This window comes from Streptococcus mitis (assembly GCF_002005545.1).
GTDB classification, from domain to species: domain Bacteria; phylum Bacillota; class Bacilli; order Lactobacillales; family Streptococcaceae; genus Streptococcus; species Streptococcus mitis_I.
Map to the genome: position 1 here is coordinate 1,895,415 of NZ_LBMT01000001.1, position 12,653 is coordinate 1,908,067.

Annotated in this window: 14 protein-coding genes and 1 pseudogene; all 15 read right to left on the reverse strand. The window is 41.0% G+C overall.

Features of this window, described 5'->3' with window-relative positions:
• Positions 1-68: 68 nt before the first annotated feature.
• The 15 genes and pseudogenes from msrB to QS39_RS09680 all read right to left on the reverse strand — a co-directional run bounded on the left by msrB (position 69) and on the right by QS39_RS09680 (position 12,647).
• On the reverse strand, positions 69-1,181 hold the full coding sequence (gene msrB, locus QS39_RS09605; RefSeq protein ID WP_077805371.1) for a peptide-methionine (R)-S-oxide reductase MsrB: 1,113 nt from the start codon (positions 1,179-1,181) through the stop codon (positions 69-71).
• 9 nt (positions 1,182-1,190) lie between these two features.
• A complete protein-coding gene (locus QS39_RS09610; RefSeq protein WP_077805372.1) occupies positions 1,191-1,754 on the reverse strand; it encodes a redoxin family protein in 564 nt (187 codons plus the stop codon).
• 13 nt (positions 1,755-1,767) lie between these two features.
• Complete coding sequence (ccdA2, locus tag QS39_RS09615; RefSeq protein ID WP_077805373.1) at positions 1,768-2,478, reverse strand: thiol-disulfide oxidoreductase-associated membrane protein CcdA2; 711 nt, start codon at positions 2,476-2,478, stop codon at positions 1,768-1,770.
• Positions 2,479-2,643: 165 nt separating this feature from the next.
• A pseudogene (locus QS39_RS09620) lies at positions 2,644-3,192 on the reverse strand (GNAT family N-acetyltransferase).
• A 157-nt stretch (positions 3,193-3,349) separates the two neighbouring features.
• Positions 3,350-4,174, reverse strand: coding sequence for an ammonia-dependent NAD(+) synthetase (gene nadE, locus QS39_RS09625; RefSeq protein WP_077805374.1), 825 nt, complete (start codon positions 4,172-4,174; stop codon positions 3,350-3,352).
• On the reverse strand, positions 4,171-5,631 hold the full coding sequence (locus QS39_RS09630) for a nicotinate phosphoribosyltransferase (RefSeq protein WP_077805375.1): 1,461 nt from the start codon (positions 5,629-5,631) through the stop codon (positions 4,171-4,173). The genes nadE and QS39_RS09630 overlap by 4 nt, the downstream gene beginning before the upstream one ends.
• Before the next feature lie 115 nt (positions 5,632-5,746).
• Positions 5,747-6,235, reverse strand: a complete 489-nt coding sequence (locus tag QS39_RS09635; RefSeq protein WP_077805376.1) for a DUF6773 family protein — start codon at positions 6,233-6,235, stop codon at positions 5,747-5,749.
• Positions 6,225-6,698: a DUF6773 family protein gene (locus QS39_RS09640; RefSeq protein WP_049521462.1), complete on the reverse strand. Its 474-nt coding sequence runs from the start codon at positions 6,696-6,698 to the stop codon at positions 6,225-6,227. Before QS39_RS09640 ends, QS39_RS09635 begins: the two co-directional genes overlap by 11 nt.
• Positions 6,688-6,897: a helix-turn-helix transcriptional regulator gene (locus tag QS39_RS09645; RefSeq protein WP_077805377.1), complete on the reverse strand. Its 210-nt coding sequence runs from the start codon at positions 6,895-6,897 to the stop codon at positions 6,688-6,690. The genes QS39_RS09640 and QS39_RS09645 overlap by 11 nt, the downstream gene beginning before the upstream one ends.
• A 368-nt stretch (positions 6,898-7,265) precedes the next feature.
• Complete coding sequence (locus QS39_RS09655) at positions 7,266-7,676, reverse strand: GNAT family N-acetyltransferase (protein ID WP_077805378.1); 411 nt, start codon at positions 7,674-7,676, stop codon at positions 7,266-7,268.
• Between the two features lie 100 nt (positions 7,677-7,776).
• A complete protein-coding gene (locus QS39_RS09660) occupies positions 7,777-9,141 on the reverse strand; it encodes an amino acid permease (protein ID WP_070479450.1) in 1,365 nt (454 codons plus the stop codon).
• A 186-nt stretch (positions 9,142-9,327) separates the two neighbouring features.
• Entirely contained in the window at positions 9,328-9,810 is a 483-nt protein-coding gene (gene greA / locus QS39_RS09665; RefSeq protein WP_000818750.1) for a transcription elongation factor GreA, read from the reverse strand.
• 61 nt (positions 9,811-9,871) lie between these two features.
• Entirely contained in the window at positions 9,872-11,614 is a 1,743-nt protein-coding gene (gene mltG, locus QS39_RS09670) for an endolytic transglycosylase MltG (protein WP_077805379.1), read from the reverse strand.
• Positions 11,615-11,694: 80 nt separating this feature from the next.
• Positions 11,695-12,189 carry a GNAT family N-acetyltransferase gene (locus QS39_RS09675; protein WP_077805380.1) on the reverse strand — a complete coding sequence of 165 codons (495 nt, stop codon included), beginning with the start codon at positions 12,187-12,189 and terminating at the stop codon, positions 11,695-11,697.
• Entirely contained in the window at positions 12,165-12,647 is a 483-nt protein-coding gene (locus QS39_RS09680) for a GNAT family N-acetyltransferase (RefSeq protein ID WP_077805381.1), read from the reverse strand. The genes QS39_RS09675 and QS39_RS09680 overlap by 25 nt, the downstream gene beginning before the upstream one ends.
• Positions 12,648-12,653 lie beyond the last annotated feature (6 nt).

The following is a 12,653-nucleotide window of genomic DNA, read 5'->3' on the forward strand; positions in this document are numbered from 1 at the left end:
TTCTCTCCTTTGCCACTTACTAGTATCAGTATAGCAAAATTCTCCTCTAACTGCTTAGGAAAGCCCTCTTAATCGACATAATCTAGTAAATAAGCGTAGCCTTTTTCTTCCATTTGGTCTTTGGGAATAAAGCGGATAGAAAGGCTATTGATACAGTAGCGCAAGCCACCCTTGTCCTGTGGGCCGTCCGTAAAGACATGGCCAAGGTGGGAATCTCCAACTCGGCTTCTCACTTCCATACGTGTCATATTGTAGGACTTATCTTCTTTGTAAGTAGCAACATCTGGGCTGATGGGTTGGGTGAAACTAGGCCATCCGCAACCAGACTCAAACTTATCCTTTGATGAAAAGAGAGGTTCGCCAGTTGCCACATCCACATAGATACCAGATTCAAATTTATCCCAGTAACGGTTTGAGAAAGCCCGTTCCGTTTGATTTTTCTGGGTAACTGCATACTCCTCAGGTGACAGGGTCTTTTTCAATTTCTCATCACTTGGTTTGGGATATTTGCTGGCATCAATGACGGGGTAGGCTGCCTGATTGACATTAATATGGCAGTAGCCATTTGGATTTTTCTTGAGATAGTCTTGGTGGTAATCCTCAGCCACTACAAAATTCTTCAAGGTCTCCTTTTCAACTGCTAGAGGTTGATCGTATTTCTTAGCCACCTCATCAAAGACTTGGTTAATCACCTCTAAATCCTTGTCATCTGTGTAATAAACACCAGTACGGTACTGGGTTCCCACATCATTTCCTTGTTTATTTTTGCTGGTTGGATTGATAATGCGGAAATAATGAAGCAGGATTTCCTTGAGAGAAATTTGATTGGCATCATAGGTAACATGAACAGTTTCTGCATGCCCTGTTTGGTTAATCAACTCGTACTTGGTTGTTTCCCCTCTACCATTTGCATAGCCTGATACGGCATCTGTCACCCCGGGAACGCGTGAGAAGTATTCTTCCACTCCCCAGAAACATCCCCCAGCTAGATAAATTTCGTGCAAGTCTGCATCTTTACTCACTTCTGTTTTTTTCACTGTTTTTCCTCCTTGGCTAACTGATGCTTTCTCAATTTGCGAGCTATCTGTCCGCCCTGCATTTCGCATCAATAGAAAATAGAAACCGCTTATGGCTAGGAAAAAGATTCCTGCCAAAACAAACAATTTTACTTTATCATTCATGGCCTTTCTCTACCCCATTTCTTTCAATGTTTTTAAAATCATATCCTTATCCATAAAACCTGGTTGCGTTTTGACCAGCTTGCCTTCCTTGTCTATAAAGGCTTGAGTTGGATAAGAACGAACACCATAACTTTCTAAAAGTTTACCTGATGGGTCAATTAGAACTGGGAAATTTTTATAATCCAAGCCCTTGTACCAGTTCTTAAAGTCTGATTCTGCTTGTTCCCCCTTATGTCCAGGAGACACCACTGTCAAAACTACATAGTCATCACCAGCATCCTTAGCAATTTCATCCGTATCTGGAAGACTGGCTAGACAGATGGAACACCAAGAAGCCCAGAATTTGAGATAGACTTTCTTACCCTTATAATCAGATAAACGGTAGGTCTTGCCATCTACTCCCGTTAGTTCAAAATCAGCAACCGCCTGACCTTTAGTCGCAGTTTGCGAACTAACTTGTTCAGTTTTTGTTTGCTCCTTCATAGTAGATTCGTCTGACATGTTTTTAGCCGAACAGGCTGCCAAGCAACAGATTGATCCTACTCCAAGGAGACATGTTTGCCATTTTTTCATTTCTTTTTCCTCTCTATTCAAATAATGTAGTCAAAATGGAAGCATTTCCCAAAAGCACCAATATTCCCATCACGATAATGAAGAAACCACCTACTTTTTTGAGGGTTCCGAGGTAGGGATGGAGTTTTCGAAAATGTTTCAAAACATAGCTGGAGGCTAGAGCTAGAACCAAAAATGGTAGCGCCAAACCCAGCGTATAGATCAACATGAGCCCAGCTCCCTGCCAAGCACCTGAACCACCTGAAGCCACCAAGGCTAAAACAGAGCCCAGAACCGGCCCCACACATGGCGTCCAAGCAAAACTAAAGGTCAAGCCCAGTAAAAATGCCTGACTATAGCCCTTACCCTTTTGCCCCTGCCTCTGTAATTGTAGCCTTCTTTCCTTGTAAAGTCCCTGAAAATGTAAGACTTCCATCTGGTGCAAGCCCAAGAGAATGATGACCGCACCCGTCACATACTGAAACCAAGAAGCATAAAGCAAATTGCCTAAAAAACCAGCTCCATAACCCAGCAAGATAAAAATAAAGGAAATCCCCGCTATAAAGGCCAGAGTTCGCAATAAACTGACAACTGAGATTAAAAATTTGCCACTCGAAGCCTGAGAACTATCTTTGTCATCCAGTAAGACTCCTGCATAGACCGGTAACAAGGGTAAAATACAAGGAGAAAAGAAGGAGAGAATTCCAGCAAGAAAAACACTGATAAAAAAGATTATATTATCCATTGCCTTCCTCCATTCTTTGATTTGATAGGACTATTATAGCCCCAAAACTCCAGAAAAAACAGGGACAATGATAGGGAAAAATAGGAATTTAATCAGGTTATTTAGAAATCTTACAAAAAAAGCCAGACAAGGTCTGACTTTGATGGAAACTGAAAAGAAAATTCACTAGTCTTCCCTACTTATCTGATAATAAATAAGGTCCGCAAGATAGCCTTTTCTCTCTACACCATTGGTAATAGTCTTGAGATAGGACATTCCAGCCTTCTCCATGACACGACCTGAAGCTGGATTGAGACTGGCATAACGTGCCTTGACTTCTTGAAATCCTGCTTGAGTAAAGGAGAAGTCCAAGACAGATTTCAAGGCCTCTGTCATAATCCCATGTCCCCAGTAAGCTTTGCCTAACACATAGCCAATTTCACAAGAAGAATCGTTCTCATCTATTGCAACGATACTGATATCTCCTATCACCTGCTCTGGCTTTTCTTTGAGACAAATGGCCCATTTGTAATAGTTGGGATTGGTATAGGAGGCAACCCAATTTCGAATCGAGTTTCGAGTGATTTCGACATTAGAATGGGGATCCCAGGTAACATAGGTCAGATTCTCAGCGGATGAAGCTCAATTCTGAAACATGACTTCTGCATCACTTTCCACAAATCTTCGCAAGATTAAACGATCTGTCTGTAATATTTGCGTACCGATTGCTGTCATGACGCTACCTCGCTTTCTGATAGATGATTCTCTGCCCAATCTCCATTGAAACTTGTTTTGCTTTTGAATTTCAAGATAATAAGCTAAAAAGGTCCACCGGACCTTCTCTCACTTTCTTATTTCAAGGTGAGAGGCTGAAAACCTCCACTGAAGGTTTTCACTCCCAAAAGTTATCGAATACGGTGATGGGTAGGTGGCGTTTGTGTTGACCTTTGTGCCACCAGTTTTCGATTCTTGCTTGGGCTTCTGGGCTGATTTTTTTGCCTTCTAGATAGTCATCAATCTCTTCATAAGTGACTCCGAGGGCTACTTCATCAGCTAGACCTGGTTTATCTTCTTCTAGGTCTGCTGTTGGGATTTTTTCATAAAGGGCTGGTTCTGCACCAAGTTCCTTCAAGAGTTGTTTTCCTTGACGCTTATTGAGGCGATAAAGAGGGAGAATATCCGCACCACCGTCACCAAACTTGGTAAAGAAACCTGTGATATTTTCTGCAGCATGGTCTGTTCCAATGACCGCTCCACTATGGGCACCCGCAAGGGCATATTGGGCAATCATACGACTACGAGCCTTGATATTGCCCTTGTTGAAGTCTGAAACAGGGCTTCCTGTCGCTTCAACTGCTACTGTCATAGCATCTGCAGATTCCTTGATATTCACTACTAAACTGACATCTGGCTTGATGAATGCTAGGGCTTTTTGAGCGTCTGCTTCATCAGCTTGCACTCCATATGGCAAGCGGACAGCAATAAATTTGTAGCTGTCATCGCCCGTTTCTGCTCGCAGTTCTTCCATAGCTAATTGAGCCAAGCGACCTGCTAAGGTTGAGTCTTGTCCCCCAGAAATCCCAAGTACAAAGGTTTTAAGAAAGGGATGTTTTTTCAGGTATCTTTTTAAAAAATCAATGGAACGACGGATTTCTTCCTGGGCATCAATCACTGGTTTCACGCCCAGTTCTTGGATAATCGTTTCTTGCAAACTCATTCTTCTTCTCCTTCACCAAGAGCTTCCTTGCGCATTTTGTCAATCAAGTCCATCTTATCTTGCCATACATCACGCGCCAAATCCACTGGATAGTGCTGCGGATTGAGCACACGCTTATACTCATCCCAAAGCTTGTCAAACTCCTTACGAGCATAGTCCTGAATCTCAGTCAAACTAGGCAGGTTGTAAATCAATTTTCCATCCTTGAAAATATCCACCAAGAGAGGAACAGCATCAAAATTACGAACGGTCTTCTTGATGTAGGTATAGGTCGGATGGAACATCTTGATTTCTGTCATGCTGGCAACATCTACGCCATCATAAGTGATATAATCGCCTTCTGACTTGCCTTTTTCACGACTGGTAATGCGCCACACCTGCTTCTTACCTGGCGTAGACACTTTTTCCGCATTATTAGACAGCTTAATCGTATTGCGCATGTTCCCATTTTCATCTTCGATTGCAACAATCTTGTAAACTGCCCCAAGAGCTGGTTGGTCATAGGCTGTAATCAGCTTAGTTCCCACACCCCAGACATCAATCTTGGCCTTTTGCATCTTGAGATTTAGGATAGTATTTTCGTCCAAATCATTAGAAGCATAAATCTTAGCCTCTGTAAAGCCAGCCTCGTCCAGTTGCTGACGAACTTTCTTGGAAATGTAGGCAATATCCCCAGAGTCAATCCGCACACCCATAAAGTTAATCTGGTCACCCAGCTCACGCGCCACCTGAATGGCAGCTGGCACACCGATGCGAAGAGTGTCATAAGTGTCCACAAGAAAAACGCAATTTTTGTGGGTCGCAGCATAAGCCTTGAAAGCTTCATAGTCATTGCCATAAACCTGTACCAAGGCGTGGGCATGGGTCCCCAAGACAGGAATGTCAAAGAGTTTACCCGCACGCACGTTGCTAGTTCCATTAGCACCACCAATCACCGCTGCGCGTGTTCCCCAGATAGCCGCATCCATTTCTTGAGCCCGACGTGTCCCAAACTCCATCAAGGGTTCGTCTTCAATAACCGAGCGAATACGAGCTGCCTTAGTCGCCACCAAGGTCTGGTAGTTGACAATATTCAAAAGAGCCGTTTCGACCAATTGACATTGGGCTAGAGGGCCTTCCACCTGTACAATCGGTTCATTGGCAAAGACCAAGTCCCCTTCTTGAGCAGAACGAACGGTCAACTCCAACTTGAAATTTCGAAGGTAATCCAAGAATGCCCCATGATAGCCTAGCGACTCCAAATAGGCAATATCACTATCTGAAAAACGCAGGTTTTCAAGATAACTCACAATTCTTTCCAAACCTGCAAAAACCGCATAGCCATTCTTAAAAGGCTGCTGGCGGAAATAAACCTCAAAGACCGCCTTTTTATTGTGAATCCCTTGGTCAAAGTAAACCTGCATCATGTTGATTTGGTACAAGTCCGTGTGCAATGTCAAACTATCATCTGGATACATACTTTTCCTACTTCCTTAACTAGAAACCCATGAAAATTTTCAAGAACTTTCATGTATTCCAATAAATTAGTACTATTATATCACATTTTAGCTGGATTGAGAAAAGAGTAACAAGCTATTCACCAGTCTCCAGTTCATCCATGTCTTGCTCAAATTTTTTCTGAGCCCATCCTCCATAGCTCTTCAGACCAAGATTGCCAATAAAGACCCAGGGAAGGTAAATCAGATAAGTAATGACCCAAGCAGATAAGTATTTAACGTTCAAAGGATTGTGCTGATAAATTTCTATGTTAAATTGATAATTCTGCAACATCAAAAGAGTCGTAATAGCGAGAGTTACCAGCAAACACCCTAAAATTGTAAAATGAAAACGACTATAGTAGTTCACACCCAAATCTCGAGCACGGCCGAAAAAGTAAAAAGTTCCAATAATGATAACGATGAGAATCATTCTCGGATTAAAAAGACTTGGTGCTAATACTGCAATCATATAAGATAAAAGCAAGAAAGCTATAGAGATATAGAAACTTTCAGCCCCCGCTTTATTGATCAGTTGTTCTTCTCTTTCGTCTAGTAATTGATAATAAAAAAATCTATTTTTCATCTTCTTCCTCCCAAACTTGCTGATTTCTGCGATTTAAGTATAGGATAACTCTATCCATAGAATAACTCCCAACGAGATAGATGATAACTGCTAGAACCACTTTTAGGGAGTACTTCCAAGTCAATAGACTGACCAGTTCCTCGCGATTGCCTATGATATCAATCAATAAAATCACTATAGAAAATCCCAAAGCAGATAAAATTCTTTCTTTTCCAGTATTCTCAACAATATCTCGAATATCAATTCCTACATACATGCGGCGAATAATGGCATACAAACCTACTCCAATCAATAAAAGTAATTCTGGTGAATAGGATAGAAGCGTTAAATTAAAAATATAAACTTTGGCAAAAATTTCCAGTGCCAAAAATAGGCACATTCCCAAAAGAATTTCTCCTGAAATCTTTCCATCCAATTTTTCTGTACGTTCATCTTTGATCACAAGTTTTTTTCTATTTTTCATCTTCTTTCTCCCAAAATAGTTGGTCTAATGTTTTTCCTAAGCATCTGCAAATGGACTGGCAGAGGGAAAGACTAGGATTGTATTTCCCAGCTTCAATCAAGCCTATAGTCTGCCTAGTAACGCCCACAGCTTCTGCCAAATCCCCTTGTGTTAAATCACGCTCCACCCGAGCTAATTTTAATTTTAAATTTTTAGCCACTAGCGTCCTCCTTCACATTCTTAAAAAGTTGCGCTTCTTTTAAAAACATTATACCATATATCTAACTTAATGCAATATATAAATGTCATTTTGTAATATTTTATTAACAAAAAACTCTACCACCTAAATGATAGAGAGTTTTCTGCTTATTCATTTTTTTTCAAAAAATCGACGGCATCGCTTCTTTTCTTAACCTTATAGACCTTGATTCCCAATTTCTCAGCTGCGGTTGTATTGTCCTCACTATCACCTAAAAAGACACAATTTCTAGGTTCTAACTGCTACTGATCGAGAATCTACTTAAACGTTACCCATAGCCACCATCATACCTCCATACTTATATAAAGCCCCTCTTTGCTTTATTCTCCTTACAAATCCTTTTGGTAATAATATCTTTTCCCAATGTAAGGATAGTCTTGTAAGGTAAAGACTTCCTTGTAGCCATGCCTTTTATAAAAATCTGGAGCTTGAAACTGGTAGGTATTGACAAAAGCAAAACAACAGTTTCGATTCTTAGCTTCAGTTTCTGCTTGCTGCAATAGTTTTGAACCGATTCCTTGCCCTCGCAGTTCCTCTTTTACAAATAAATACTCGATTTCTAGCCAATTTCCAAAAGTCTCTGCTATCAAACCTGCCAGGATATTGCCCTTTTCATCTTCGACATAAAGATTAAGTGGCTCACTTTCAGCTTCTTCTCTTTTTGAACGGTTATAAGCACGAATCAGATTTCCTATTTCTTGTGATTTATGGGATTCCTTATTTTCCAATCTAAAGTACATCTAAACCTCCTCAAACACTATTACAGCTTGATTATAGTCTTATTTCAATAGACTGTCAAACTAGCAAAAACTCACCAACCTGAGTTGATGAGTTTCAAATCTATTTTCTAAATTTCCACTGGCTATAAATCCCGAAACCGATAATCCAGATAGCTGATCCGATTGCTCCTACAAATGTAGACTCTTGTAAAAAGAGGGTTACAAAGACAAAGGCAAAGAAGAGCATGGTTAAGGGATTTAGGAAACGATAATGGGGCATAAGATAGCCATCTGCCATAAAGTCTGGTGACTTGCGGTATTTAAGGTGAGCCACCATAATCAAGATATAAATGGCGATATAGACACCTGATGATGATGCCGTAATCAAGGCAAAGGCATCCGAAACTCCTGGCAAGACATTAATAAAGGCTGCTAGGGCAATCAAGATTGCTGAAGCGATGATGGCATTTTGTGGCACATTATGGCGAGAAAGGGTATCTGCCTTGATCGCTTTTAGGAATGGATTGGGCGAATCATGGGCAATCTGATACAAATGACGACCTGTTGAATAAAGGGTTGAGTTAAGAGCAGATGCTGCTGACGTCAAGACGACAAAGTTAATCAAGGCCGCTGCCCACTTGATACCTGCCAATTCAAATACCGTAACAAAGGGAGAATCAGCTGAAGCAAGTTCACGCCACGGAATGATAGCCATGATGGCTAAGAGGGCACCACCGTAGAAAAAGGCGATACGCAAAGGAATTTCCTTAACGGCTTTTGGCAAGACCTGACGTGGATTCTTGGTTTCAGAAGTTGTGACCCCGATAAACTCAATCATGAGATAAGCAAAGAAAACCATCTGAAAGGCCATGACAAAATTCACTCCACCATTTGGGAAGAGGGAGAAATTGTCAGCAATATTAGCCAAACTTGCTACTCCATGTGGTGTCTTAAAGCCTGTCAAGACCATAAAGACTCCTGTTGCAATCATGGCTAAAATAGCCACAATCTTGACCATAGCAAACCAAAACTCAACTTCCCCAAAGAGCTTCACCGCGATCAGATTGACCAAGGCTAGAATGGTTAAAAATCCAATCTCAATCATCCAACTTGGCCAGCTAGGGAACCAAAACTGAACATAATGAGAGATAGCAGTGATTTCCGCCATACCGATAAAGACAACAGATAGCCAGTAAGACCAAACCGAGAAATAACCCCAGCCCTTACCCAAATGACGCGTGATAAAGTTGATAAAGGTATGTTGCTCAGGGTCTTGGTAGAGCATTTCCCCAACCGCACGCATCATGAGGAACATAAAGGCTCCAGTAATCATATAAATCAGCACAATGGAAGGACCTGTTAAGCTGATAGAGCGACCTGCTCCCAAAAAGAGTCCTGTTCCAATTGTTCCAGCAATGGCCATAACCTGCACGTGACGATTGGTTAGACCACGCTCCATCTTATTTTTTTTCTTCTTTGAACTCATATCGTCTCCAATTCAATTTAATTTATACTCAATGAAAATCAAAGAGCAAACTAGGAAGCTAGCCGCAGGCTGTACTTGAGTACGGCAAGGCGACGCTGACGTGGTTTGAATTTGATTTTCGAAGAGTAGCAAAATGGAAAAAGGAGTGAGTGAAGCGCATCGCCTCCCCACTCCTTTTTTCTATTTTTAGGCTGTTTTTTCAACCTTTAAGATTTTTACATCATAGCTACCAACAGGTGTTTCAATGGTTGCTGTGTCACCTGTCTTCTTGCCAATCAAGGCTTGTCCAATTGGACTCTCATTCGACACTTTACCTGCAAAGGCATCCGCACCAGCTGAACCAACGATAATATAAACTTCTTCTTCATCCTCACCAATTTCTTGGATAGTAACTGTTTTACCAATCGCTACTTCGTCTTGGGCAACTGAGTCACTATTGACGATTTCAGCATAACGGATTTTTGTTTCCAAGCTAGAGATTTGTCCTTCAACAAAGGCTTGTTCATCCTTAGCCGCTTCGTATTCACTGTTTTCAGAAAGGTCACCGTATGAACGGGCAATCTTAATGCGTTCTACCACTTCTGGTCGGCGGACCAATTTCAATTCTTCTAATTCTTTTTCAAGTTTTTCCTTTTCCGCAAGGGTCATAGGATATGTTTTTTCTGCCATTTTTCTCAACTTTCTTCTGATGATATTTTCTAACTAAAATTATGTGAAGCATCACATAATTTTAGTTTGTTTGGTTTAATTTGCTGTTGACATGTTCAGCGACATTACGATCATGCTCCTCCTGAGTAGTAGCATAATAGACCTTACCATCTGTAACATTAGCTACAAAGTATAAGTTATCACTCTTAGTCTGATTAATACTTGCCTCGATGGCATCCAAGCTTGGACTATCTACTGGACCTGGCATCAAACCAGCTTTCGTATAAACATTATACGGTGAATTAATTGTCGTATCAATTCCAACATCATCAGCAAGACTAATCTTCTGACCAAGTTTTCCTTGGGCATACAAGATGGCAATATTGCTTTGAAGTGGCATACCAAGATTCAAGCGATTGTAGAATACACCTGCAATCAACTTACGGTCTTCCGTCTTAGCTCCTTCTTTTTCGACAAGAGAAGCAATGGTCAGCAATTCATTGACCGTCAAATTCTTAGACTTAATCGTACTGTAATGAGGTGCCAAAGTCTTGTCCATAGCTGCCAACATCTCATCAATCAAGCTTTCAATAGTTGTACTTTCCTTGATAGAGTATGTAGCTGGGAAGAGGAATCCTTCCAAACGGTAACGAACGCCACTTTCCTTTGTAGGCAAGCTTTCAAGTAGACTAGGATATTTGGCAACTTCTTGGCTGATAAAGTTGTCATCTTGCACTTTAGCCAAGAAAGCATCCGCTGTCAAAGGCTCTTTGAATTCACCTTGCAATTGACCTACCGCTTGTGCCATTTGATCAATCGTATAACCTTCTGGAATTGTTAAATTCGCAAGCGCAGGTTCTTGAGCTTCAGCTGTTCCACCTTTTTGCAATTCATGGATGATATCTTCTGTACTCATACTCTTTTGCAAATTGTAATAGCCAGACTTCAAATCTGAATAATTTTTATATTTCGCATAAAAAGCAAAAATCACTCCGTGTTTAATCAAACCAGACTTTTCAAGAGTTGAACCAATTGTTTGAACATTAGCTCCTTCTGGGATTTGCACTGTCACATATTGTTTAGATGAAGCATCCACAGGCTGTAAAGATGACTGAACATACTGATAACCGAAGTAAGCACCTGCTGAAATCAAACCTAGGAAAATAAGTAGAGAAATGAAGAAGGTCTTAAATCCTGATTTTTTCTTCTTGGTTGACTTAACCGTCTCACGACGGCTACGACGTGGAGTTGCAGGCATTTCTTCTACAACTTTCTTTCCCTCTACTGGTTTTGAAGTAGGAACTTCTCTTTTTACCTCTCTCTGAGCTTCTGTCTTATAAGAAACAGCTACCCTCGTTGGGATTTCATTAAATTCCTTTTCTACTTTTCTAGGACTAACAGGTCCTGGAGTTGGTCTTGATACTCCCTCCGCTGATGGAGTAGAAGGTCCTTCTTGACTCGGGTGACTAGGAGCAAGTGGAGCTTGTCTTACAGCCTCTTCTGCGGGAGAAGAAGGCACATCTTGACTTGGATGACTTGGAACACCAGGAGTTTCTCTTTGAATCTCATCTGCTGGAGAAGCTGGTACATCTTGACTTGGGTGAGTAGGCACGGTAGGAGCTTTTCTCATAATCTCCTCTACAGCTGACAGAGAATCTTCCATTAGCTCTTCTATCGACTGGTCATTTTTAGAAGAAAATTGGGGTTTTATTGAAGCTAAATCAACTTCCTCCTGATCTTCTTCATGTTTTTTAACTCGTTCTAAATCTCGTAAAATCTGCTCTTTAAAGCTTAATTTTTCTTCTTCTCTTGACTTTTCACTCAAAAGTTTTTCCTCCTCGTTGACAATCCATAATATTATATCTTAAAAGTCTAGGAAAAGCAACCTATGATGCCTTGTCTTGCCTATTTTTTAGCTTCCCAGACCATATCATACCAAGTTTCCCCTGCAAAGGTTGACTGGGACAAGCCTTCGTTGACAAATCCGTGTTTTTCATAGTAGGCGATGAGATAGTCATGACAGGTTAGGTTAATGCCTTCTCTCTCATCTTCAAGAGCAACTTCTTTCAAGGCTGTTAGCAATTTCTGACCTAGTCCTATTCCCTGTGCCTCCTTGGCAATAGAGAGACAGGTCACAGAGATATAGCCACCAGGCTCATGACTATAGTCTTTTATGTCTTCTGTAAAAGACTGGTCTTGTAGATAGCGGTGAGGGGCAACTGGCCCTTCGATATAACCAATAATCTTACCTTCTTTTTCCGTAACCAGAAACGAGGTCTGAATTTCTCGCAAATGCGCCTCAAAAACAGAGTGAGGAATGGCTTCTTCAATCGAGAAATTTTCTAGTTCAATCTCAACGATACGATCCAAATCTTCTAATTTTGCTTGTCTGATTTCCATTGTGCCTCCAGATAAAAGGGATTAAACCAAATCATACTATAACCCTGGCTTGTTGCATAAAGGGAAGTTTCTTCATCAATAAAACCGTTCATTTCAAAATAGGAAAGCAGCTCATCAGGACTCTCCAAACGAATCCCCTTGTACTCCAGCTCAACTGCCACCTCTTTCAAGGCTGCAAGAAGAAGTGTTCCCAAGCCCTGTCTCTGATGGTCAGACTCAATGACTAAAGAATGTACTTTTAGACATTGCGGATTGTCTAACTGGGGACTTGATAGAATATAGCCTAACAGTTGATTTTCATCCCTAGCTAGAAGAAAGGTATCCGCACACTTACGGATACTTTCTTCTAAAATATGGGAAGGTTGCTGCTTTTCAGCTGGATAAGACGAAGTTTGAAGTGCCTCTATCTCAGCCAAATCAGACTTACTTACCTGAATAATCTTAATTGGAATTTCCATGAGAAC